This window comes from Streptomyces sp. NBC_00704, assembly GCF_036226605.1.
In the GTDB taxonomy this organism is placed as follows: domain Bacteria; phylum Actinomycetota; class Actinomycetes; order Streptomycetales; family Streptomycetaceae; genus Streptomyces.
Genome location: NZ_CP109000.1, coordinates 725,526 through 748,502, shown reverse-complemented (window position 1 = coordinate 748,502; position 22,977 = coordinate 725,526). Strand labels below are relative to the sequence as shown.

Annotated in this window: 22 protein-coding genes and 1 pseudogene; 15 read left to right on the top strand and 8 right to left on the bottom strand. The window is 73.3% G+C overall.

Going from position 1 to position 22,977, the window contains the following annotated elements:
• The first annotated feature begins 11 nt into the window (after positions 1-11).
• From OG802_RS03140 to OG802_RS03120, 5 genes are all read left to right on the top strand, one after another.
• Positions 12-425 carry a TlpA family protein disulfide reductase gene (locus OG802_RS03140; RefSeq protein ID WP_329406971.1) on the top strand — a complete coding sequence of 138 codons (414 nt, stop codon included), beginning with the start codon at positions 12-14 and terminating at the stop codon, positions 423-425.
• 208 nt (positions 426-633) lie between these two features.
• Positions 634-1,143 carry a flavin reductase family protein gene (locus OG802_RS03135; protein WP_329406968.1) on the top strand — a complete coding sequence of 170 codons (510 nt, stop codon included), beginning with the start codon at positions 634-636 and terminating at the stop codon, positions 1,141-1,143.
• A gap of 217 nt (positions 1,144-1,360) precedes the next feature.
• Positions 1,361-2,149, top strand: coding sequence for an electron transfer flavoprotein subunit beta/FixA family protein (locus tag OG802_RS03130; protein WP_329406965.1), 789 nt, complete (start codon positions 1,361-1,363; stop codon positions 2,147-2,149).
• A 48-nt stretch (positions 2,150-2,197) separates the two neighbouring features.
• A complete protein-coding gene (locus OG802_RS03125) occupies positions 2,198-3,160 on the top strand; it encodes an electron transfer flavoprotein subunit alpha/FixB family protein (RefSeq protein WP_329406963.1) in 963 nt (320 codons plus the stop codon).
• Positions 3,161-3,244: 84 nt separating this feature from the next.
• A complete protein-coding gene (locus OG802_RS03120; RefSeq protein ID WP_443055176.1) occupies positions 3,245-4,459 on the top strand; it encodes an IS30 family transposase in 1,215 nt (404 codons plus the stop codon).
• 67 nt (positions 4,460-4,526) lie between these two features.
• Here OG802_RS03120 and OG802_RS03115 read toward each other — a convergent pair whose 3' ends face one another.
• Complete coding sequence (locus OG802_RS03115; RefSeq protein ID WP_329406962.1) at positions 4,527-5,456, bottom strand: endonuclease/exonuclease/phosphatase family protein; 930 nt, start codon at positions 5,454-5,456, stop codon at positions 4,527-4,529.
• 192 nt (positions 5,457-5,648) lie between these two features.
• On the opposite strand from OG802_RS03115, the gene OG802_RS03110 reads away from it, so the two are divergent.
• On the top strand, positions 5,649-6,953 hold the full coding sequence (locus OG802_RS03110) for a DUF6986 family protein (protein WP_329406961.1): 1,305 nt from the start codon (positions 5,649-5,651) through the stop codon (positions 6,951-6,953).
• A 109-nt stretch (positions 6,954-7,062) separates the two neighbouring features.
• On the opposite strand, the gene OG802_RS03105 is transcribed toward OG802_RS03110, so the two are convergent.
• The 3 genes from OG802_RS03105 to OG802_RS03095 form a co-directional block, all read right to left on the bottom strand.
• The gene (locus tag OG802_RS03105; protein ID WP_329406958.1) at positions 7,063-7,449 is read right to left on the bottom strand and encodes a VOC family protein; all 387 of its coding nucleotides are present in this window, start codon (positions 7,447-7,449) and stop codon (positions 7,063-7,065) included.
• Between the two features lie 86 nt (positions 7,450-7,535).
• The gene (locus tag OG802_RS03100; protein ID WP_329406956.1) at positions 7,536-8,273 is read right to left on the bottom strand and encodes a hypothetical protein; all 738 of its coding nucleotides are present in this window, start codon (positions 8,271-8,273) and stop codon (positions 7,536-7,538) included.
• A gap of 7 nt (positions 8,274-8,280) precedes the next feature.
• Positions 8,281-9,318, bottom strand: a complete 1,038-nt coding sequence (locus tag OG802_RS03095) for a LacI family DNA-binding transcriptional regulator (protein WP_329406954.1) — start codon at positions 9,316-9,318, stop codon at positions 8,281-8,283.
• Between the two features lie 230 nt (positions 9,319-9,548).
• Between OG802_RS03095 and OG802_RS03090 the strand changes: the two genes are divergently transcribed.
• The 3 genes from OG802_RS03090 (at position 9,549) to OG802_RS03080 (ending at position 12,229) form a co-directional block, all read left to right on the top strand.
• On the top strand, positions 9,549-10,493 hold the full coding sequence (locus OG802_RS03090) for an ROK family protein (RefSeq protein ID WP_329406951.1): 945 nt from the start codon (positions 9,549-9,551) through the stop codon (positions 10,491-10,493).
• Between the two features lie 356 nt (positions 10,494-10,849).
• On the top strand, positions 10,850-11,044 hold the full coding sequence (locus OG802_RS03085) for a hypothetical protein (protein WP_329406948.1): 195 nt from the start codon (positions 10,850-10,852) through the stop codon (positions 11,042-11,044).
• Positions 11,045-11,185: 141 nt separating this feature from the next.
• Complete coding sequence (locus tag OG802_RS03080; protein ID WP_329406946.1) at positions 11,186-12,229, top strand: NUDIX hydrolase; 1,044 nt, start codon at positions 11,186-11,188, stop codon at positions 12,227-12,229.
• 337 nt (positions 12,230-12,566) lie between these two features.
• Here the strand turns inward: OG802_RS03080 and OG802_RS03075 are convergent, their stop codons facing one another.
• Positions 12,567-13,922, bottom strand: a complete 1,356-nt coding sequence (locus OG802_RS03075) for a dipeptidase (protein ID WP_329406945.1) — start codon at positions 13,920-13,922, stop codon at positions 12,567-12,569.
• 201 nt (positions 13,923-14,123) lie between these two features.
• Here OG802_RS03075 and OG802_RS03070 point away from each other — a divergent pair, with 201 nt between their 5' ends.
• From OG802_RS03070 to OG802_RS03060, 3 genes are all read left to right on the top strand, one after another.
• Entirely contained in the window at positions 14,124-15,455 is a 1,332-nt protein-coding gene (locus OG802_RS03070) for a geranylgeranyl reductase family protein (RefSeq protein WP_329406942.1), read from the top strand.
• Between the two features lie 307 nt (positions 15,456-15,762).
• Positions 15,763-17,007: a sensor histidine kinase gene (locus OG802_RS03065; protein WP_329406939.1), complete on the top strand. Its 1,245-nt coding sequence runs from the start codon at positions 15,763-15,765 to the stop codon at positions 17,005-17,007.
• Positions 17,008-17,021: 14 nt separating this feature from the next.
• Positions 17,022-17,687, top strand: a complete 666-nt coding sequence (locus tag OG802_RS03060; RefSeq protein WP_329406938.1) for a response regulator transcription factor — start codon at positions 17,022-17,024, stop codon at positions 17,685-17,687.
• Here OG802_RS03060 and OG802_RS03055 read toward each other — a convergent pair.
• From OG802_RS03055 to OG802_RS03045, 3 genes and pseudogenes are all read right to left on the bottom strand, one after another.
• Positions 17,648-17,935, bottom strand: coding sequence for a DUF6332 family protein (locus OG802_RS03055; protein ID WP_329406936.1), 288 nt, complete (start codon positions 17,933-17,935; stop codon positions 17,648-17,650). The two genes, OG802_RS03060 and OG802_RS03055, sit on opposite strands and share 40 nt — an antisense overlap.
• Positions 17,936-18,044: 109 nt before the next feature.
• A pseudogene (locus OG802_RS03050) lies at positions 18,045-18,328 on the bottom strand (MFS transporter); the annotation flags it as partial.
• 119 nt (positions 18,329-18,447) lie between these two features.
• Positions 18,448-19,194 (bottom strand): maleylpyruvate isomerase family mycothiol-dependent enzyme, encoded by a 747-nt coding sequence (locus OG802_RS03045; RefSeq protein ID WP_329406934.1) that lies wholly within the window; start codon positions 19,192-19,194, stop codon positions 18,448-18,450.
• Between the two features lie 113 nt (positions 19,195-19,307).
• On the opposite strand from OG802_RS03045, the gene OG802_RS03040 reads away from it, so the two are divergent.
• From OG802_RS03040 to htpG, 3 genes are all read left to right on the top strand, one after another.
• A complete protein-coding gene (locus tag OG802_RS03040; RefSeq protein WP_329406933.1) occupies positions 19,308-19,676 on the top strand; it encodes a hypothetical protein in 369 nt (122 codons plus the stop codon).
• Between the two features lie 299 nt (positions 19,677-19,975).
• Positions 19,976-20,815, top strand: a complete 840-nt coding sequence (locus tag OG802_RS03035) for a hypothetical protein (protein ID WP_329406932.1) — start codon at positions 19,976-19,978, stop codon at positions 20,813-20,815.
• A 124-nt stretch (positions 20,816-20,939) separates the two neighbouring features.
• Positions 20,940-22,868, top strand: a complete 1,929-nt coding sequence (htpG, locus tag OG802_RS03030) for a molecular chaperone HtpG (RefSeq protein WP_329406931.1) — start codon at positions 20,940-20,942, stop codon at positions 22,866-22,868.
• Positions 22,869-22,977 lie beyond the last annotated feature (109 nt).

The following is a 22,977-nucleotide window of genomic DNA, read 5'->3' as shown; positions in this document are numbered from 1 at the left end:
TGCAACAGCCGATGACCGGACTGATGGTGTGCGTGGCGGTGCTCGCGGCGGCGAGCGCCTACGGAGTGCTGCAACGGCGGCGGAGCGGGAGAGTCAGGGTGCGCGGGCGCGACGACGGCAGGCGGCTGGGAGCGGACCGGCTCGGCGGCGCACTCGGCGAACGGGCCACGCTCGTGCAGTTCTCCAGCGCCTTCTGCGCACCCTGCCGGGCGACCCGCAGAGTGCTGGGCGAGGTGGCCGGCCTGGTCCCCGGAGTCGCCCACGTCGAGATCGACGCCGAGGCACGGCTGGACCTCGTGCGGGAGCTGGGCATCCTCAAGACGCCGACCGTGCTGGTCCTCGACGCCGAGGGCCGGATCGTCCGGCGCGCGACCGGCCAGCCCCGCAAGGCGGACGTCATCGCGGCCCTGGGGGAGGCGGTGTGACCTGCGGCCGGGGGACGGTGAGGCATCTCCCAGTCGCCGGGACGGACTTGACTGTGCGTGCCCGCCGTCGTCAGCCTGGCGGTATGTCTGAGGAACCCCTTCTCCGCGGACCGGCCCACGGGGACCCGCTCCGTATCGCGAGCGCGCGCTGTCCGGTCCGTTGAGCGCCCACGGCCCGACCCGCGACTTCCCACACAAGGACGACCTCATGACGGCCCCGCCCGGCCTCGGCCTCGCCCAGCAGGCCTCTCCCGACCTCCTGCGCTCCGTCTTCCGGCGGCACGCGGCGGGAGTCGCCGTGATCACCGCCGCGGGCGAGAGCGGCCCGGTCGGCTTCACCGCCACCTCCCTCAGCTCCGTGTCGGCGGAGCCCCCGATGCTCTCCTTCGGCATCGGCACCGGAGCCTCCAGCTGGCCCGCGGTGTCCCGGACGGACCACGTCGGGGTCCACATACTCGGCGAGCACCAGCAGGCGCTGGCCGCCACCTTCGCCCGCAGCGGTGCCGACCGCTTCGGCGCGCCGACGGTGTGGCGCGAGGGGCCCGAGGGAGTGCCGGTCCTGGACGACGTGCTCGCCTGGCTGGTGTGCCGTGTCGTCGCGCGCGTGCCCGCGGGGGACCACCGCATCGTGGTGGCCGAGGTGGTCCTCGGCGACCCCACGGGCGCGGGCCGTCCGCTGCTGTACCACCAGGGGCGTTTCACGGCTCTGCGGGATTGATCACTGGGCGGCCGTCCTGCGCGTGCGCCGGGTTCCGATTACGCTGCGTTGCACAGGTCACAGTTCAAAGCGCTTGCTTAGCGGGAACCAACTGGGTGTACTGGCGAGTAATATTTCGGTCGGAGCGCAGGCCGCCCCAACCGGGATCGGCCGCTTGAGACGCCTATGCTGCCTGGAAGAAGGCAGCCAGAACTGACGATGCAGTAGGAGAGCCGGCGTGAGCTTGAGGATCGTTGTCACTGTGAAGTACGTGCCCGACGCCACCGGCGACCGGCACTTCGCCGATGACCTGACCGTCGACCGGGACGACGTGGACGGTCTGCTCTCCGAGCTCGACGAGTACGCGGTCGAGCAGGCGCTGCAGATCTCCGAGAACTCCGACGACGACGTGGAGATCACCGTCCTGACGGTGGGCCCCGAGGACGCCAAGGACGCGCTGCGCAAGGCTCTCTCCATGGGCGCCGACAAGGCGATCCACGTCGAGGACGACGACCTGCACGGCACCGACGTCATCGGCACCTCCCTGGTGCTCGCCAAGGCCATCGAGAAGGCCGGCTACGACCTGGTGATCTCCGGTCTGGCCTCCACCGACGGCACCATGGGCGTCGTCCCGGCCCTGCTGGCCGAGCGCCTGGGCGTCCCGCAGGTCACCCTGCTCTCCGAGGTCTCGGTCGAGGGCGGCACGGTCAAGGGCCGCCGCGACGGCGACGCCGCCTCCGAGCAGCTCGAGGCCTCCCTGCCGGCCGTCGTGTCGGTCACCGACCAGTCCGGCGAGGCGCGTTACCCGTCCTTCAAGGGCATCATGGCCGCCAAGAAGAAGCCGGTGGAGTCCTGGGACCTGTCGGACCTCGACCTGGAGGCCGGGGAGGTCGGCCTGGAGGGCGCGTGGACCAAGGTCGACTCCGCGACCGAGCGTCCCGCCCGCACCGCGGGCACGATCGTCAAGGACGAGGGCGAGGGCGGCAAGCAGCTCGCCGAGTTCCTCGCGGGCCAGAAGTTCATCTAGGCCCCACGCCGACCGCCCCTCAACTTCGTTTCGCAGGAGAGCAATCCCATGGCTGAAGTCCTCGTCTACGTCGACCACGTGGACGGCTCCGTCCGCAAGCCCACCCTGGAGCTGCTGACGCTGGCCCGCCGCATCGGCGAGCCGGTCGCCGTCGCCCTCGGCGCGGGCGCCGAGAACACCGCCGCCGCGCTCGCCGAGCACGGTGCCGTCAAGGTCCTCACGCACGACGCCTCCGAGTACGCCGACTACCTCGTCGTACCGAAGGTGGACGCGCTCCAGGCCGCCGTCGAGTCGGTCTCCCCGGCCGCCGTCCTCGTCCCGTCCTCCGCCGAGGGCAAGGAGATCGCCGCCCGTCTGGCGCTGCGCATCGGCTCCGGCATCATCACCGACGCCACCGACCTCGAGGCCGGCGACGAGGGCCCGGTGGCCACCCAGTCGGTGTTCGCCGCGTCCTTCACCACCAAGTCCCGCGTCTCCAAGGGCGTTGCGGTCATCACCGTCAAGCCGAACTCGGCCGCGGTCGAGGCCGCTCCGGCCGCCGGCGCCGTCGAGTCGCTCAGCGTCTCGTTCTCGGCCCAGGCGACCGGCACCAAGGTCACCGGCCGCACGCCGCGCGAGTCGACCGGCCGCCCGGAGCTGACCGAGGCCGCGATCGTGGTCTCCGGCGGCCGCGGCGTCAACGGCGCCGAGAACTTCGCGCTGATCGAGGCCCTCGCGGACTCCCTCGGCGCGGCCGTCGGCGCCTCCCGCGCCGCCGTCGACGCCGGCTGGTACCCGCACACCAACCAGGTGGGCCAGACCGGCAAGTCGGTCTCGCCGCAGCTCTACATCGCCAACGGCATCTCCGGCGCCATCCAGCACCGGGCCGGCATGCAGACCTCGAAGACGATCGTCGCCGTCAACAAGGACGCCGAGGCCCCGATCTTCGACCTGGTCGACTACGGCGTCGTCGGCGACCTGTTCGACGTCGTCCCGCAGCTCACCGAGGAGATCAACACCCGCAAGGGCTGATCCCCGCGGTCCCCGACCGCCCGAGGCCCCCGTACCTCGCTTGGGTTCTAGTGGTCGTCGCAACACCCCAGTTCAAGGGGTGCGATGGACTTCGAGATCCGCAAGATCCGGACGGCTCAGGGCCGCAGTCAGCTGGTCCGTGAGCGGGAGGAATACTTCCGGCTCATGGACCAGGGGCTGAGCAGCCGGGAGGCATGCCGACGCGTCGGAATCAACATCCGGACGGGAAAGCGATGGCGTAACGGCCGCAATCCGTCGGGCAGGAGTAAGGCGGCACCACCGGCGAATGCGGTGGTGCCGCCTTCTGGTCCGTCCCGGTACCTGCGCGAGGCCGACCGGATCTACATCGCCGACCGGCTGCGTGAGAAGGCGTCGGTCCGTGCGATCGCCGCCGGACTGGGCCGCAGCCCGTCGACCATCAGCCGGGAGATACGCCGCAACCGGCACCCCGAAAACGGCCAGTACCGGCCCTTCGCCGCCCAGGCACGCGCCGATTCCCGCCGGCCAAGGCCCAAGCCCGGCAAGATCGGCCGGACGCCTGAGCTTCGGAACTTCATCCAGGACCGCCTGGACCTTCGGTGGAGCCCGGAGCAGATCTGCCAGGCTCTGCGGATACGGTTCCCTGAGCGGCCGGAGATGCAAGTGGTCCACGAAACGGTCTACCAGGCCCTCTACGTCCAGGGCCGCGGTGAACTGCGCCGCGAGCTGGCCCGCGTTCTGCGCACCGGACGCATCCGCCGCAAGCCGCACCGCCAGGCCGCCTCCCGACAGCCGCGGTTCGCCACCCCCATGGTCATGATCAGCGAGTGCCCCGCCGAAGCCGACGACCGGGCCGTGCCGGGCCACTGGGAGGGCGACCTGATCATCGGCAAGGACAACGCGTCCGCCATCGGCACCCTGGTCGAGCGCGCCACACGCTACGTGATGCTCCTGCACCTGCCCGACGGCCGCAGCGCGGAACACGTCCGCGACGCCCTGGTCACCACTGCCCAGACCCTGCCCTCCCACCTGATCCGCTCACTGACCTGGGACCAGGGCAGCGAGATGGCTGCCCACGGCGCCTTCACTCTGGCCACCGACGTTCCGGTCTACTTCTGCGACCCGGCCAGCCCCTGGCAGCGCGGCTCGAACGAGAACACCAATGGCCTGCTGCGGCAGTACTTCCCCAAAGGCACCGACCTGTCGAGCCACACCCGCGAACACCTCGACACCGTTGCTGCCGAGCTGAACGGCCGACCACGCAAAACGCTCGGCTGGGAAACCCCAGCCGAGCGCCTGCATAAACTGCTCAAGGCCTGATCAACACGACCACGTGTTGCAACGACCCCTAGAAACCGCCCCGCTCAGGTCACGGGGGCCTCGGCCGTCACAGGCTCACGGTCGCCCGCACCGGGAGATGATCGCTCGGGTACCGGCCGTCGACGGCGAACGTGTCGGTCCACGCCCGGTGGACCGTGACGCCGGGCGTCGCCAGGATCCAGTCGATGCGGTCCCCGCCCGGAACCAGCGGCCCGTACCCGTGGAACGTGGCGTACGCCCCCTCCCGCGCGCGTGCCGTGTCCCAGGTGTCCACCAGACCCGCGGCGAGCAGCGTGCCGTGGACCGCGCCGTCGTGCGCGACGGCGTTGAAGTCCCCGGTCAGCAGCAGCGGCAGCGCCGGGTCGAACCGGGCGATCCGCTCGGCGATCAGCGCGGCGGCGCGCACGCGCGCGTACCGGCTCGCGTCGTCGAGATGGGTGTTGAGGACGACGAACTCCCGTCCCGCATCCCACAGGTCGCGGAAGCGGACCCAGGTGACCATGCGGGGATGGCCGCCGCCCCAGGTGTCGGAGCCGCGCACCGCGGGGGTGTCGGACAGCCAGAAGTGCTCGTGCGCGGTCGGGACGAGGCGGCGCGTGTCCCAGAAGACGGCCACGGCCTCGTCGTCGCGCCCCGCGCGGGGCACGCCGATCCGGTCGTAGTGCGGCCCGAGATCGGCCCCGACGTCGCGCAGCTGACGCCGCCGGCCCTCCTGGGTGCCGATGACGTGCGGGGCCGCGCGGTGCAGCAGGGCGCTCATCACCGGCCGTCGCGCCGCCCAGCCGTCGGGTTTCCCGCGGGACGCGCGGCGGAGGTTGAAGGTCATGACCTCCAGCGGGGGCGCGGGAGTCGACGGAAGCGCTCCGAGCGACGCGCTCTCCCGCCGTCCCGCCGGGTCTGCCGCCCTGCCGAACAGCCGGAGTGCGGCCGTGACGACCGCGGCGGCCCCCGCGGGTCTGCGCCCCGCCCGCCGGTCCGAACCGCTCGTGCCTGTCATATGTCCTCCTTGTCTCGTGCGTCAGGATGAAGGGGAAGGACCCGCGGGCGGAAGAGGGCCGGGCTCGGCGGCGGACCGCGGTGAGCGGAAGGGACCACGCGGTGGACGGGGTGTTGACCCGCCGGAAGCCGCACGGATAACTTCACTGTGCGGATTGTTGATTCCGTACAGCGGAAAACAGGAGGGTGTGGCATGGGTCAGGGCCAGCAGGAGACGGTGGCGACGAGTCTCGCGGGCGCCGTCAGCGACGGGATCAGCGCCTCCCTCGCCCCGGTCGACGCCGAACTGGAGCGCCGCTACCCCGGAGACCCCGGCACCCGCCAGCCCGTCCACACCGTCTACGTCCCCGGTGACGTCTTCGACGCCGGCACGATCCGCGCGTGGGGCGACCGGGCCCTCGCGGCCCTCGACGAACACGCCCCCGACGCCGCCTCCTTCGCCGCCTGCCTCGGCCTGTCCGACGACCTCGCCGAGCCCGTGTACACGCGCGTGCGGGCCAAACTCGAGCGGGAGCCCGTGGAAGACCTCCGCGTCGACTTCGAGGACGGCTACGGCCCCCGCCCCGACGCCGAGGAGGACGCGGCGGCCGCCCGCGCCGCCCGGCTGATCGCCGGGGCCTGCGCCGAGGGCAGCGCCGCCCCCTGGATGGGCATCCGCATGAAGTGCCTGGAGGCCGCGGTGCGCGACCGCGGCATCCGCACGCTCGACATCTTCCTCACCGGTCTGACGGAGGCCGGCGGCCTGCCCGACGGGCTGGTCCTCACCCTGCCGAAAGTCACCTACCCCGAGCAGGTCACGGCCATGGTCAGGCTCCTGGAGGCCTTCGAGAAGGCGCGCGGACTGGACGCCGGACGGCTCGGCTTCGAGATCCAGATCGAGACCAGCCAGGCCATCCTGGCCGCCGACGGCACCGCGACCGTGGCCCGCATGATCCAGGCGGCCGAGGGGCGGGCCACCGGTCTGCACTACGGCACCTTCGACTACAGCGCCTGCCTCGGCGTCTCCGCCGCCCACCAGGCCAGTGACCACCCGGCGGCGGACCATGCCAAGGCGGTCATGCAGGTCGCCGCGGCCGGCACCGGCGTACGGCTCTCGGACGGCTCCACGAACGTGCTGCCCGTCGGCCCGGCCGAGAAGGTCCACGACGCCTGGCGGCTGCACTACGGCCTCACCCGCCGGGCCCTCGCCCGCGCCTACTACCAGGGCTGGGACATGCACCCCGGCCACCTCCCCACCCGCTACGCGGCGGTCTTCGCCTTCTACCGCGAGGGCTTCGCCCAGGCCGCCGACCGACTCTCGCGCTACGTCCAGCGCGCCGGCGGAGACGTCATGGACGAACCGGCGACCGCCAAGGCCCTCAGCGGCTATCTGCTGCGCGGCCTCGACTGCGGCGCCCTCGACCTCGCCGAGGTGACCGGGGCGACCGGACTGTCCCGCACCGCCCTTGAGGGCTTCGCCGCACCGCGCCGGGGCGACCTGACGGCGTCCGCGGGCTGACCCGGGCCCGAGCGGCGACGCCGGGCGGGAAGGGTGCGGCGTCCTGCGGAGGCCGACGGCCGGACCGTGGGCCGGACGCCCCGGTCCGGCCGCCGGCCGTCAGCGACGGCTACGCCGGGAACGTGTACGGGGTGGTGATGATCTCCATCCCGTGCCCCGACGGATCCATGAAGTACAGACCCCGGCCGCCGTGGTTGTGGTTGATCTCGCCCGGCCGCCTGCCCTGCGGATCCGCGAAGTACGTGATCCCGGCCCGCTCGATCCGCTCGAAGGCCGCGTCGAACTCGTCGTCGGACACGAGGAACGCGTAGTGCTGCATGACGATGGACTCCGCCGGGACGGTGGCGAAGTCCAGGCTGACCTTGTTGCTCGTCCCGACGGGGACGAACGGGCCCCACTCGGCTCCGACTGCGAGTCCCAGAACGTGGGCGAGGAACTCCGCCGCCTCCCGGTTGTCACGGGAGTGGACGATGGTGTGATTCAGCTCGACTGACATGTGTGGAATGCCTCCGTAAGGCAAACTCACGGGCGCCTCCATGCCTCACCCGGCCGGTGACCGACACGCGACGCCGTCCCGTCACACTAACGGACGCGCAGATGCTCCAGACCGGAGACGGTCACCCGCTTCTCCTGCGCGAACAGTCGCGTGCCCCTGTCGCGCAGGCCCGCGTCGGACCGGGCCCGACGGCAGAACTCCTCCGGCGTCCCGCCGAACAGCTCCCTCAACGCCACTGATTCCGCGAGGAGTTCGGCGATGAGGGCACGCTGGTCCCGATGGCGGCGAGGGGCGCCCGAACCGTCGTGCAGAACCCCGTGATGATTCACATAGGCGAAGCAGCCCAGCAGCGCCTCGCCGTTCTCCTGCTCCACCCGCACCTGCGGCGCGGGCAGCAGGACCCGGTCGAAGTTCGGCTCCGTGGCGTCCATCGTGGCGAGTTGCTCCGGGTCCAGCCAGATGACGAACAACTGCCGTGCCGTGCCCGGAGAGCCGACGGGAGACGCGGAGACGTATCCGTGCCGGCTGATGTGCGCCGACACGCCCACGTCGATGCCCGTCACCCGCGCCCGCACCATCGGGACGGGCGAGGAAACGCCGGACTCGGCCATCTTGTGCCGGAGCTGGGCGGGACTCGCGTTGGAGCCGACGGCGACCACCGGGGTCCGGCCGGGGTGCGCGAGGCGGTCCAGCGGCAGCAGCCGGTCCCCGTCGAGCAGCCCGGAACCGCTCGGCCGGACGCCGGGATAGCGCAGCGGATGGTCGCGGGGCGCGTCGGCCAGCCCCAGCGCCTCCAGGGTGAGGTGCTCGTCACGGGCGTCCACGGGCGCCTCAGTCCGCCGGCGGCAGCTCGCCCGAGCCGCGGGTGATCAGCCGGGTCGGCAGCTCGATGCGTTCGGGGACCAGCAGCGTGCCGTCCAGCTGCCGGAACAGGCGCTCGGCGGCGGTCCGGCCGAGCGCGGCCGCGTCCTGCGCGACGACGGTGACCCCCGGCTGGAGCAGATCGGCGAGCTCCAGGTCGTCGAAGGCCACCAGGGCGGTCCGGCGGGTGTGCTCCGCGAGGACCCGGATCACGGTGACCGTCACCCGGTTGTTGCCCGAGAAGACGGCCGTGACCGGCGCGTCCCCCGACAGCATCTCCTCGGCCGCGCGCCGCACCCGCGCCGGGTCGGTGGCGCCCAGCGACATCCAGGCGTCCTCCACCGCTATCCCCGCGTCCTCCATCGCCGCCCGGTAACCCCGCAGGCGCTCCACGGCGGTGTGGATGCGGGGCATGTCACCGATGAAGCCGATCCGGCGGTGCCCTTGGGCCACGAGATGGGCCACGCCCGCGCGGGCACCGCCGAAGTTGTCCGAGAGCACGCAGTCGGCGTCGATGCCGCCCGCCGGCCGGTCCACGAACACCGTCGCGACCCCGGCCCTGATCTCGGGCTCCAGATACCGGTGGTCGTCGCCGGCCGGGATCACGACCAGGCCGTCCACCCGGCGCGCGCACAGCGCCAGCGCCAGCTCCTGCTCGCGGTCGGGGTCCTCCGCGCTGGAGCCGTTGATCAGCAGCGCGCCGTGCGCGCGGGCGATCTCCTCGACGGCCCTGCTCAGCGGCCCGTAGAACGGGTCGGCGAGGTCCTCCAGGACCAGGCCGATGCTGGCGGTGCGGCCCTTGCGCAGCACACGGGCGCTGTCGTTGCGCCGGAAACCGAGCGCGTCGATGGACTCCTGGACCCGGCGCTCCGTCTCGGGCGTCACCCCCGGCTCGCCGTTGACCACGCGGGACACCGTCTTGAGGCCGACTCCGGCCCGCGCCGCCACGTCCTTCATCGTCGGACGGTTGCCGTAACGGCTCTCGGGGCGGCGCTGCGTCTCCGGCACGATGCTGTGTCCTGTCCTGTCGTCCGCGGGAGGCCGGCATGCCCGCCGTCCCGTCGGATTCCGCGGACGGGGTGCGGCGCCCCGGGGTTTGTATGAGGATGTGGCGTCGAGCATAGAGCCTGGACAACGTTGTCAGATGCGGGAGAGACTGTCCACCGCAATCCGGCCCGCGTCCCCCAGCCGCAGGACCGGACAGCCCATTTCCAGGTGGACGGGGAGAACCCAGACCTATGCACACCGACCTAGTGGCCGCGCTCGACATCGGCGGCACCAAGATCGCCGGAGCGCTGGTGGACGGCGACGGCACGATCCTGGCCCGCGCCCAGCGTCCCACGCCCGCCCGGGAGGACGGCGACACCGTCATGCGGGGCGTCGAGGAGGTGCTGGGGGAGCTGACCGTCTCGCCGCTGTGGGAGCGCGTCCACGCCGTCGGGATCGGCAGCGCCGGGCCGGTGGACGCGACGACCGGCACCGTCAGCCCCGTGAACGTGCCCGGCTGGCGCGCGTATCCGCTGGTCGACCGGGTCCGGGCGGCGACCGGGAACCTGCCGGTCGAGCTGATCGGCGACGGCGTGGCGATCACGGCGGCCGAGCACTGGCAGGGCGCGGCCCGCGGACACGACAACGCGCTGTGCATGGTGGTCTCCACCGGCGTCGGCGGCGGCCTCGTCCTGGGCGGACGGCTGCATCCCGGCCCCACGGGCAACGCCGGTCACATCGGCCACATCAGCGTCGACCTCGACGGCGACCCGTGCCCGTGCGGGGCGCGGGGCTGCGTGGAACGCATCGCCAGCGGCCCCAACATCGCCCGGCGGGCACGGGAGAACGGCTGGCTGCCCGGCCCCGACGGTGACGCCTCGGCCGCCGCCGTGGCCGCAGCCGCCCGCGCGGGCGACCCCGTCGCGCTGGCCTCCTTCGAACGCGCCGCCCAGGCCCTGGCCGCCGGCATCGCCGCGACGGCGACCCTCGTCGAGATCGACATCGCGGTGATCGGCGGCGGCGTGGGCAAAGCGGGCGAGATCCTCTTCGCCCCGCTGCGCCGGGCCCTCCGCGACTACGCGACCCTCTCCTTCGTCCGGGGCCTGACGGTGACGCCCGCGCAGACCGGCACGGACGCCGGACTCGTGGGGGCGGCCGCGGCCGCACTGGCGAGAGGCCCGGCGGCCGGGGTCTGAGAACGCGAGGGCCCGGGAACGTCTGAAGGAACGTTCCGCCAGGCGGGTCGTCCGTCGGCTGGCTGGCCGGCTGGCCGGCACGCTGGCCGGCTGCCCCGCCCGGTTGGTCGGCTGTGCCGCCTGGCTGTCGTGTGCATCGTGCGCACCAGGGGCATCGCAGGGACCTCGCCCACCGGATGGACCTCGCGCACCGGGCGTCCCCGCGCACCGGGCGGACTCCGCGCATCGCACGGACCGCGACAACCGTGCGGAACCGGTGGGCCTCGCGGACCTCGCGCGTCTCACGCACCGTGCGGATCGGGCGGATTCGGCGGATGAGGCGTGACCCCGCGCGTGTGCGCGCAGTTGATCCGCACATGAAGAAGCGCAGCATGCTCGCCATCGCCTCCCTCGCCACCGGCTTCGTCGTCGCGGCGATCACCCCCTCGCACGCTCTGGGCGCCGAGGACCTCGACGGACTGAACGTCGGCGACACCCTCAGCGCGCTCGACCACACCGTGGCCAGCGACAGCCTGGCGGTCGACGACGGCGCCCTGGGGCAGAACGACTGACGGCACGCCACCCGAGTCACGGCGCCGGCGCCCCGCCCAGGGGTGCCGGCGCCGTCACGTCCGGACGCCCTCAACGGGAACTGGTTTCCGTGGCAGGGTGGAGCGGGCAAGCCACAGGGGGCCAACAGAAGAGGGGGAACCGTGACCGTCGTCTGGATCAACGGCGCGTTCGGTGCGGGGAAGACCACCACCGCACGGGAATTGATCGACCTGATCCCGAACAGCACGCTCTTCGACCCCGAGGTCGTCGGGGCCGCGCTCCCGCACCTGCTGCCCGCCAAGCGCCTGGCCGAGGCCGGCGACTTCCAGGACCTGCCGATCTGGCGTCGGCTGGTGATCGACACGGCGGCCGCGCTCCTCGCCGAGCTGGGCGGCGTCCTCGTCGTTCCCATGACGCTGCTGCGCGAGGAGTACCGCGACGAGATCTTCGGCGGTCTCGCCGCCCGCCGGATCCCCGTCCGGCATGTGCTCCTCGCCCCGGCGGAAACGATCCTGCGCGAGCGAATAGCCCGGCGGGAGGTCCCCGCCGACCTCCCCGACGGCGAGATGCGGGTCCGCCAGTGGTCGTACGACCACATCGAGCCCTACCGGACCGCCCTCGCGACCTGGCTCACCGCCGACGCCCATCCGGTCGACAACGGCGCCCTCACCCCTGGGGAGACGGCCGCCCGGATCGCCGAGGCCGTCGGCAGCGGCGCCGTCGCCGCGTGCGACATCGTGCAGACCCCCGAGCCCACCGCGGAGACGGTGGCCGCGGGGGTGCTCCTCTTCGACGAGCACGACCGGGTGCTGCTGGTCGACCCGACGTACAAGCCCGGCTGGGAGTTCCCGGGCGGGGTGGTGGAGCCCGGCGAGGCGCCCGCGCGCGCGGGCATGCGCGAGGTGGAGGAGGAGACCGGGATCCGGCTGGCGGACGTGCCCGGCCTGCTCGTCGTCGACTGGGAACGTCCGGTGCCTCCCGCCTACGGCGGTCTGCGCCTGCTCTTCGACGGCGGTCTGCTCGCACCGTCGGCCGTCGCCGGGCTCCTGCTGCCCGGCCCCGAACTGCGCGCGTGGCGCTTCGTGACGGAGGAGGAGGCCGCCGATCTCCTCCCGCCGGTCCGCTACGAGCGGCTGCGCTGGGCGTTGCGAGCCCGCGAGAACCGGTCCGCGCTCTACCTGGAGGCCGGCGTTCCGCAGGGCTGAGCGCTCCGGACCAGCCGCCCCCGGACCGGGAACCGGCCGCACGGACCTTCACCCACGCGGGACGCATCGGGGGCCATCCGCGGGACGCCCGTGGGCCGCCCGTGAGACGCCGGGGACCTCCGTGAGACGCCCGGGTGCGGGTCGTTCACGCATCCGCCCGCTTCGGCGCCGGCTCCCGCCCCGGCCCGCGCTCGCGCCGCCGCCGACCACTTCGGCCCCCCCTGCCTCTGGCCTCCGGGCCCCGCTCCTTCGCCGACGCCGTCCGAGGAGGGAATGTGCGCAGGGCCCCGTCCGTCGGACGGGGCCCTGCGCTGACGCGGATCGGGTGACGGTGCGGTCAGCTCGCCGCGTAGGTGCGCAGGAACAGCGCCTCGGCCACCGACAGCCGCTCCAGTTCCTGCGGGGAGACGCTCTCGTCGACCGCGTGGATCTGCGCCTCGGGCTCGCTCAGGCCGATGAGGAGGATCTCCGCTTGCGGGTAGAGGGAGGCGAGCGTGTTGCAGAGCGGGATGGAGCCGCCCTGGCCCGCGTACTGCATCTCCTGGCCCGGGTAGGCGACCGCCATCGCCTCGGCCATCGCCGCGTACGCGGGGCTGCCGGTGTCGGCGCTGAACGGCTGCCCCTGGCCGACCTGTTCGGTGCTCACCCGGGCGCCCCACGGGGTGTGCGCCTCCAGATGGGCCTCCAGCAGCTTGGTCGCCCGCGCCGCGTCCACGCCCGGCGGCACCCGCAGGCTGATCAGCGCGCGGGCGCTCGCCTGCACGGAGGGCGTGGCGCCCACGACCGGCGGGCAGTCGATGCCGAGGACGGTCACCGCGGGGCGGGCCCAGATCCGGTCGGCGACCGCGCCGGAACCGATCAGCGAGACGCCGTCCAGCACCTTGGCGTCCTGGCGGAACTGCGCGTCGTCGTACTGAAGCCCGTCCCAGCGCGAGTCGTCGCTCAGACCGTCGACCGTCGTCGAGCCGTCCTCGGCGCGCAGCGAGTCCAGGACGCGGATCAGCGCGCCCAGCGCGTCGGGGGCGGCCCCGCCGAACTGACCGGAGTGCAGGTTGCCCTCCAGAGTGTCGATCCGGACCCGCATCATGGTCATGCCGCGCAGGGTGGAGGTGACCGTGGGCAGGCCCACCCGGAAGTTGCCCGCGTCGCCGATGACGATCGTGTCGGCCGCCAGCAGGTCGGGGTGCTGCTCGGCGTACCGCTCCAGCCCGCCGGTGCCCTGCTCCTCGGACCCCTCCACGATCACCTTGACGGTCACCGGGACGCCGCCGTGGGCCTTCAGGGCGCGCAGCGCGAGCAGGTGCATGATCACGCCGCCCTTGCAGTCGGCGCTGCCCCGCCCGTACCAGCGGCCGTTCCGCTCGGTCAGCTCGAAGGGGGGAGTGGTCCAGGCGGCCTCGTCCAGCGGGGGCTGCACGTCGTAGTGCGCGTAGAGCAGGACGGTCTTCGCGCCCGCGGGGCCGGGCAGGCAGCCGTACACCGACTGGGTGCCGTCGGGCGTGTCGAGGACGGCCACGTCCTGGAAGCCCTCGGCGCGCAGCGCGGCGCAGATCCAGCCGGCGGCCGCCTCGCTCTCGCTCCTGGGGAACTGGTCGAAGTCCGCCACCGACTTGAAGGCCACCAGTTCGGTGAGCTCCTCCCGCGCCCTCGGCATCAGCGAGGCGACGGTCTCGGCGATCGGATTCGACGGCATGGGCACGCTCCTTGTGGGTGCGACGTTGTACTGGGTGGCACTGGTCCGTTCGAGGGACCGTGCGAGCGTACGCGTTGCCGGGTGGGGGCGCGCACGCCGCCGATCCTGCCACAGCGGACCGTCATCGGGCCGTGGCGATCTCCGCCGTAGGATGCGGGGGACAGGTGCGGCAAGCAGCTTGATCGGGAGCAGTAGACCATCGTGAGCAGCGAGAACTCTTCGGCGGACGACGAGAACTCTTCGGCGGACGCCCGGCAGGTGTGGGACGTCGTCGTGGTGGGCGCGGGACCCGCGGGGGCTTCGGCCGCCTACGCGGCGGCGGTGACCGGGCGGCGGGTGCTGTTGCTGGAGAAGGCGGAGCTGCCCCGCTACAAGACATGCGGCGGCGGCATCATCGGCCCCTCGCGCGACGCGCTGCCGCCGGGCTTCGAGCTGCCCTTCCGCGACCGGGTGCACGCGGTGACGTTCTCTAACAACGGGCGCTTCACCCGGACGCGCCGCTCGCGGCAGATGCTGTTCGGGCTGATCAACCGGCCCGAGTTCGACCAGCAGCTCGTCGAGCACGCCCAGAAGGCGGGAGCGGAGCTGCGCACCGGCGCGACCGTGCAGCGCGTCGAGCAGCACGGTTCGTCGGTGCCGGACCGGCGCTCGGTGGCGGTGGTCCTCCAGGGCGGGGAGACGCTGCTGGCGCGCGCGGTGGTGGGTGCGGACGGCAGCGCGAGCCGCATAGGGGCGCACGTCGGCGTGAAGCTCGACCAGGTGGATCTCGGCCTGGAAGCGGAGATCCCGGTTCCCGACACGGTCGCCGAGGACTGGAAGGGGCGCGTCCTCATCGACTGGGGGCCGATGCCCGGCAGTTACGGCTGGGTGTTCCCCAAGGGCGACACGCTGACCGTGGGCGTGATCTCCGCGCGCGGCGAGGGCGCGGCGACCAAGCGCTACCTGGAGGACTTCATCGGGCGGCTCGGCCTCGCCGGTTTCGAGCCGAGCATCTCCTCCGGCCACCTCACCCGGTGCCGGGCGGACGACTCCCCGCTGTCGCGCGGGCGGGTGCTGGTCTGCGGGGACGCGGCCGGTCTGCTGGAGCCGTGGACCCGCGAGGGCATCTCCTTCGCGCTGCGCTCGGGGCGGCTCGCCGGTGAGTGGGCGGTGCGCATCTCGGAGGCCCACGACGCGGTGGACGCCCGGCGCCAGGCGCTGAACTACGCCTTCGCCGTCAAGGCGGGCCTCGGCGTGGAGATGAGCGTCGGCAAGCGGATGCTCGCCGCGTTCGAACGCCGTCCCGGACTCTTCCACGCGGCGCTCACCGGGGTACGCCCGGCCTGGCGGGCGTTCACCGACATCACCCGCGGCCGGACCACCCTGGGCGAACTCGTCCGCTCGCACCCGATGGCCCAGCGGGCGCTGACCGCGATGGACCGGCGGCAGAAGGCGGCGTCGCCGTCGACGCAGCAGCCCTCGCCGTCGCCCTCGCGGTCCCGGTCGTCGTCGCAGCCTGCGGCGGAGTCGCCCGCGGAGGAAGGCGAGTCCTGACGCGGCCCCCGCCCAGGTCCCCCGTCCAGGTCCCCCCGCCCAGGTCTCCCGCCCGGTCTCCTGCCGGACACGTGACTGACTGACGGGCGGCGGCGGAGCCCCGGCCGTCGCCCGTGCCCGCCCCCGAGGGACGGCGGTCCGCTGAAGTCCCTCCGTCCCATCCCCCCTTTCCCCGTCCGCCCTTTGCCGGTGGCGACACGGCGGTCGCTCCGGGCGTCCACCGTCCACGCGTACGTCCAGGGGAGTACGGCCGCGCACCTCGTCCGGCGGACGTCCGGGCCGGTCCGGGGCGTCTAGCGTGGCCCGCATGGACGATGAGCGGGTGCACGGGCCGGGCGGCCAGCAGCGGTGGCCGCGGCGCCGGCCGTTCCCGTGGCCGCCCCCCAGGGCGAGCCGGGAGGGCGCGGAGCCGGACGCGGGACGCCTGCCCTGGCGGTCCACCGCCCTGATCACCGTGCTGGTGCTCGCCGGGTCGGCGTTCGCCGCCCGCGCGCAGGAGGACCAACGGGCCCCGCTGGACCTCTTCGCGCGGGTGCTGCTGCTCGTCGCCTGCGCTCTGCTGCTGTGGCGGCTGCGGCGGCCGGTGGCCGTGGTGTTCGGCACGGCCGCCGTCGTGGCGGTCTACCTCGGCGCGGGGTACGCGTACGGGCCGGTCTTCCTCACCGTGGCGGTGGCGTGCTGCTCGGCCGTGGTGGCGGGACACCGCCGGGCCGCCTGGACCGCCCTGGGCACGCTGTGGGCCGTCCGTCTGCTGGTGGCGCACTGGCTCTACCGGTGGCTGCCGCCCGCCGGGGACGACTCGGCCCCCTTCTGGCAGGAGATCGTCGTCGCCGGTTGGGCCGTGGCGATCGTGGCGATCGCGGAACTGGCCCGGATCCGCCGCGAGCAGTGGGCCAGGGAGCGGGCCGAACGCGCTCAGGCGGCCCGGCGGCGCGCCGGTGAGGAGCGTCTGCGCATCGCGCGCGAACTGCACGACGTCCTCGCCCACAGCCTCTCGGTCATCAACGTGCAGGCGGGCGTCGGCCTCGCGCTCCTCGACTCCGACCCGGAGCAGGCGCGCACGGCGCTCACCACCATCAAGTCCGCCAGCAAGGAGGCGCTGGGCGAGGTGCGCCAGGTGCTGGACACCCTGCGCACGCCGGGCGACGCCCCGCGCGCTCCGGCCCCCGGGCTGGACCGGCTGCCGGAGCTGGTGGAACAGGCGGCGCGCGCCGGGCTCACGGTCGACGTCACCGGCCGTGCGCCCCGGCTGCCGCCCCACACCGATCTCGCCGCCTTCCGCATCGTGCAGGAGGCCCTCACCAACGTCGTGCGCCACTCGGGCTCGCGTCACGCGCGCGTGCGGCTCGAGGACCGCGGCTCGACGCTGCGCCTGCGGATCGACGACGACGGACCGGCGACCGGCGCGGAGGCGGGCGGCAGCGGCAACGGTCTCGCCGGGATGCGGGAGCGGGCCGCCGCGCTCGGTGGCACGATCGAGGCGGGGCAGCGGCCCGACGGCGGGTTCCGCGTGCTCGCCGTGCTGCCGACCGGGGCCGGAGGGAACCAGTGAGCGAGGGAGGACCGGTGATCCGCGTACTGCTGGCCGACGACCAGTCGTTGGTCCGGGCGGGGTTCCGGGCGCTGCTCGACGCGCAGCCGGACATCGAGGTGGCCGGCGAGGCCGCCGACGGGGCGGCGGCGGTGCGCGCGGTGCGGGAACTGCGGCCCGACGTCGTGCTGATGGACATCCGGATGCCGCTGCTCGACGGACTCGCCGCCACCCGCCGGATCACCGAGGACGACGCTCTCGCCCAGGTCAAGGTGGTCATGCTCACCACCTTCGAGCTGGACGAGTACGTCTTCGAGGCGATCCGCGCGGGGGCGTCCGGCTTTCTGGTCAAGGACACCGAGCCGGAGGAACTCCTGCGTGCGGTGCGGGCGGTGGTCGCCGGGGACGCGCTGCTCTCACCGGGAGTGACGCGCCGGCTCATCGCCGAGTTCGCCGCCCGTTCCAAGGAGCCGGCCGCCGCCGGCGCGCTGGCCCGGCTCACCGAGCGGGAGCGGGAGGTGATGGCGCTGGTCGGGATCGGCCTGTCCAACGAGGAGATCGCCCGCCGCCTGGTCGTGAGCCCGCTCACCGCCAAGACCCATGTCAGCCGCACGATGGTGAAACTGGGCGCGCGGGACCGGGCCCAACTCGTGGTCCTGGCCTATGAGTCGGGGCTGGTCCGGCCGGGCTGGCTCGGCTGACCGCCGCCGCGGAAGCGGACCAGGACGGAAACCACCCGGACCGCGAACACCACGGGAGCGAGCACCAGTCCGGCGCGCAGTGACAACTTCTCCGCCACGGACGGCAGTTCGAACAGCAGCGCCGGTCCGGCCACCGCCCCGAACAGCACCGCCGCCGCGAACGCCGCGCTGAACAGCGCGTATCCGATCTCGACGGTGATCGCGTCCCGCTCGGCCTGCGACCGCCGCCGCTCCCCGTGACCGCTCATGGGACGAGTGTCACAGGGCTGCGCCCGGCAGGCCAGTCCGGCCCGCCGGACGCACGCGCCGGGCAACGACGCGCGGGGCTCCGTCAGTCGCGGGCCCCGGCGGCCGCCGTCAGCCGGGGGAGCGGCGGGTGCGCAGGCCGGGGAGGGTGATGAGCAGGCCCGCGGCGGCGATGACCGTCACCACCGCCAGCCCGGGCCGGTAGCTCTCGAGGACGGCCTGCGGGGTGGGGTCGGCGGGGGCGCCGGCGGTCGCCACGGCGGTGACGACGGCGAGAAAGATCGCGCCGCCCACCTGCCCCGACGTGTTCAGCAGACCCGAGACCATGCCCTGTTCACGGTCCGCGACGCCGTTGGCGGCCTGGATGTCGAGCGAGGGAAGACCAGCGCGCAGGATGGACGCGCAGGAACCCGCGTCGCGCCGACCGCCAGGGGCCGCGCCCTGCACGCCGACGTGCAGCCCGTGCAGCGCGCCGTGTCGGCGCGCACGCTCGCCGACTGGCGTCCAGGGCCGCTCAGTTCACGCCGGACGTCTCCCGCCACAGCGCCGCGAGCGAGGCGTCGCCGGACACGGCGGGCAACGGAAGCCGGTTCCACAGCGACAGACAGAGCGCCGCCGCCGGACCCGACACCTCGCAGTCGGCCGTGCCGTGCGCGCCGCGTTCCGTCACCGGCGGTCCGGCCGACAGGCGCACGGTCCACACGGCGTCGGCGAGGTCGGTCGCCCGCACCCTCAGGACCGCGGGTTGCGGTGTGCGCACCCGGCTCTTGGGGCGCGCGTGGAAGCCGCGCAGCAGTTCGTCGATCCCGTCGGCCGCGAACCCGGCGTCCGTCTCCCGCGCGATCTCCGCGACGTCACGGCCGCGGGCCGCTTCGGCGTCCACGCGGTGCACGGCCGTCTCGTGCGCTTGCCGCCGGGCCCAGAACGCGAGCGGCGACGGAGCGGGCAGGAAGTGCCAGCACTCCACGTCGGGCGACGCGCCGGACAGGGTGTCGACCAACCGCAGGAGCCCGTCGCGGTACCAGTCCAGCAGCGGCTCGCCGTCGAGGTCCGGCTCCTGCCCGAACGGCAGGAACGAGGTGTGGCCCCCGGCGACGAACGAGGTCGCCCAGCGATGCACCGTGCCGGTGTGCCGCAGCAGATCCCTCACCTGCCATTCCGGGCAGGTCGGCACCTTCGCGTCGGGCCCGGCCTGCGCAGCCGCGGCGGCCAGCGCGCGCCCCTCGCGGTCCAGGGCGCGTATGAACTCGGCAGTCTCCATGGGGGGAGTCTGCCGGACGGAGCGCGACCGCGAGCGGGATTTCCGCCCCGGCCGGCGGCCGCGCGCCGGGGTGCGGCCACGACGGGCACGCCGCGCAGTGGGATCATCGGGGGATGCGGATGAGCGGACACCGGCTGCGGGCCCGGGCGGGAGCAGTCCTGGCGGCGGGCGCGCTGGCGGCGTGCGGCGCGCCGGAGGGCGGCGCGGCCGCCACGCCCACCGCGACGGCGGCCCGGGTCTCCCCGCATCCCTCGCCGGCGCCCCGGTTCGACGCGGAGATCACGCTGTCCGACGGCCGTCACGTGGGCGTCGCCTACGTCGCCGGACGCGGCCTCGTGGAGCGGCACCGGAGCGCCACGGGCAGGTGGAGCCCGCCGCACCTCGTGTACACGACCGGGACGGACCGGCAGCGTCACCCTGAAGGCGTTCGGCGACACCGTCGCCGTCATCGCGGACTGGGGCGACTACTGCTACGACGGTGAGCCGCCCACCGAGTCGCTCGCCGCCGTCGGCACGGACGACCTCACCCACTGGGACACGCACCTCACCGCGGACTTCGACGGCTGGACGAAGGTCCACGCCGCCGGCGACGCACGGCGCCTGCTGTTCACCAGGGACGCCACCGGGTCGTCCACCCGCCTGCGGTGGAGCCGTGCCGACGGGTTCGCGCGGGTGGAGGAGATTCCGCGCTGATCCCGGCGTATCCCCGGCGCACCCCCGCACGGCCACTAGGATTCCGCGACGCGTCTCCATGTCAGCGCGACCCGGGGGAACCGAACTCATGAACGCCTGGAACCAGCAGGGCGGCCGACCGCCCTACGACCCGTACCACCCCTACGGCCCGTACGGACCTCCACCGCCCGTGCCACGGGTGGGGTGGGTGCGCCGGACGTGGCGGGCCGTCGGCCCCATCGCGGCCGGCCGCAAGGTCTTCCGTCCCTCGCGCCCCGGCCGCGTCGACGATCCGGCGGTCGCCCGCATGCAGCGCGTGCGCACCGCCGTCGGACTGGCCGCGGTGGTGTGGGTGACGTTCTCCTACAAACTCGCCGCCTCCGTCGCGGACCTCGCGGACGACCGCCTCGACCAGTCCTGGAACGCCGTCCTCGTCCTGGCGGTGACGTTCCCGGTGGTCGTCGGCGCGCTCATCGGCATGGCCCGTCCGCCGGCGCGGCGCGAACTGCTGCGCCGGGCCCGCAGGCCGCTCGGCTCCATCCTGGCGCTGATCGGCAGTGTGGCCCTCTTCCCCGCCGCCGTGCTCACCGGCCTCCTCGACGGCAAGCTCGCCACCGACGCGGTGACGACCGTGCTGACCGTCGTCGTCGCCGTGCTCATGCTGGTGTGGGTCCTGCCGTTCGTCGCCTACGGCATCGGGATGTCCCTCGTGCACGTCTTCCGCACCGCGGACATCCACGAGACGGTCCCGCCGCTGCTGGCGCTGGTCCTCGTGTGGGAGATGGCGCTCGTCGACGTGCTGACCGGGGCGTACGAGGGCGTGCCGGGGCCGCTGCGGATCCTGCTGGTCCTGGGCGCCCCCTGCTCCGTGACCGCGGTCGCCCTGTGGGAACTGCGACGGCTGCGCGTCGGCTACGGCCTCACCCTGCGCGGCGCGCTCATGCGCTGACGGCCGCCGGCCGGCGCCGCCGGCCACCGCGGCGAGAACGCCGGTCGGCCCGCCCTGACTTGGTGTTTTACAGTGGCTGTCGCCAGTCCAGGAGACTCTCGGAAGTGTGAGGTACACGCCCATCATGTCGACCGAAACGTTTGAGTTCCAGGTTGAGGCCCGCCAGCTGCTCCAGCTGATGATCCACTCGGTCTACTCGAACAAGGACGTCTTTCTCCGCGAGCTCGTCTCCAACGCCTCCGACGCGCTGGACAAGCTGCGCCTCGCCGCGCTGCGGGACGACACGCTCGACGCCGACGTCTCCGACCTGCACATCGACATCGAGACCGACCCCGAGGCCCGCACGCTGACGGTGCGCGACAACGGCATCGGCATGTCCTACGACGAGGTCGGCCGGCTGATCGGCACCATCGCCAACTCCGGCACCGCCGCGTTCGTCCAGGAACTGCGCGAGGCGCAGGACGAGGCCGGCGCCGAGGGGCTCATCGGACAGTTCGGCGTCGGCTTCTACTCCGGCTTCATGGTGGCCGACGAGATGACGCTGCTGACCCGGCGGGCCGGCGAGGGCCACGGCACCCGCTGGTCCTCGCGCGGCGAGGGCACGTACACCCTGGAGCGGGTGGACGACGCCCCCCAGGGCACGACGGTGACCCTCCACCTCAAGCCCGCCGACTCCGACGACCAGCTGCACGACTACACCTCGGAATGGACGATCAGGGAGATCGTCAAGCGCTACTCCGACTTCATCACCTGGCCGATCCGGATGATCCCGAAGGCGGCCGCGGGCGACACCCCCGAAGGGTCCGACGACGAGACCGCGGCCCCGCGCGAACCCGAGACGCTGAACTCGATGAAGGCGCTGTGGGCGCGCTCGCGCGAGGACGTGTCCGACGACGAGTACCACGAGCTGTACAAGCACATCAGCCACGACTGGCGCGAACCGCTGGAGACGATCCGGCTCCAGGCGGAGGGCACCTTCGAGTACCAGGCGCTGCTCTTCGTCCCCTCGCACGCCCCGCACGACCTGTACAACCAGAACTACAAGCGCGGAGTGCAGCTCTATGTGAAGCGCGTCTTCATCATGGACGACTGCGAGGCGCTGCTGCCGCCGTACCTGCGCTTCGTCAAGGGCGTGGTCGACGCGGCGGACCTCTCGCTGAACGTCTCCCGCGAGATCCTCCAGCAGGACCGGCACATCCGCATGATGCAGCGCCGCCTCACCAAGAAGGTCGTCTCCACGGTCAAGGACATGATGACCGCGGCTCCCGAGCGCTACGCCACCTTCTGGCGGGAGTTCGGCGCCGTCCTGAAGGAGGGGCTGCTCAGCGACGCCGACAACCGCGACGCCCTCCTCGCCGTCTCGTCGTTCGCGACCACGCACAGCGAGGACGAGCCGACCACGCTGAAGAGCTACGTGGAGCGGATGAAGGACGGGCAGGACGCCGTCTACTACCTGACCGGCGAGTCACGGGAGAGCATCGAGAACTCCCCGCACATGGAGGCGTTCCGCGCCAAGGGCATCGAGGTGCTGCTCCTGACCGACCCGGTCGACGAGGTGTGGGTCGACGCGGTCGGCGAGTTCGAGGGCAAGCCGCTGCGGTCCGTGGCCAAGGGCGAGGTCGACCTCGGCGGCGAGGACGACGAGAAGGCCGAGGGCGAGCGGGAGAAGCAGGGCGAGGAGTACGCGGCCCTGCTCGGCTGGATGACGGAGCACCTCGACGACGACGTCAAGGAGGTGCGGCTGTCCTCGCGCCTGACCGTGTCGCCGGCCTGCATCGTCTCCGACGCGCACGATCTGACCCCGGCGCTGGAGAACATGTACCGCGCCATGGGACAGGAGGTGCCCCGCGCCCGCCGGATCCTCGAACTCAACCCGGACCACGTCCTGGTGAAGGGCCTCAACCAGGCGTACAAGGAGCGCGAGGACCGCACGGGCCTCGCCGAGACCGCGGAACTGCTGCACGGACTCGCGGTCCTCGCCGAGGGCGGCCGCCCGAAGGAGCCCGGCCGCTTCGTGAAGCTGGTCGCCGACCACCTGGAACGCGCCCTGTAGGCCCCGCGCGCCGAGCCGGGCGGGCGGCGGCCCCGCCCGGCTCGGCGCGTCCGCACGGTTGAAGCGGCGGGAAGCCCGGCTCTACCGTGCAGGCACGACTCCGTCGGCG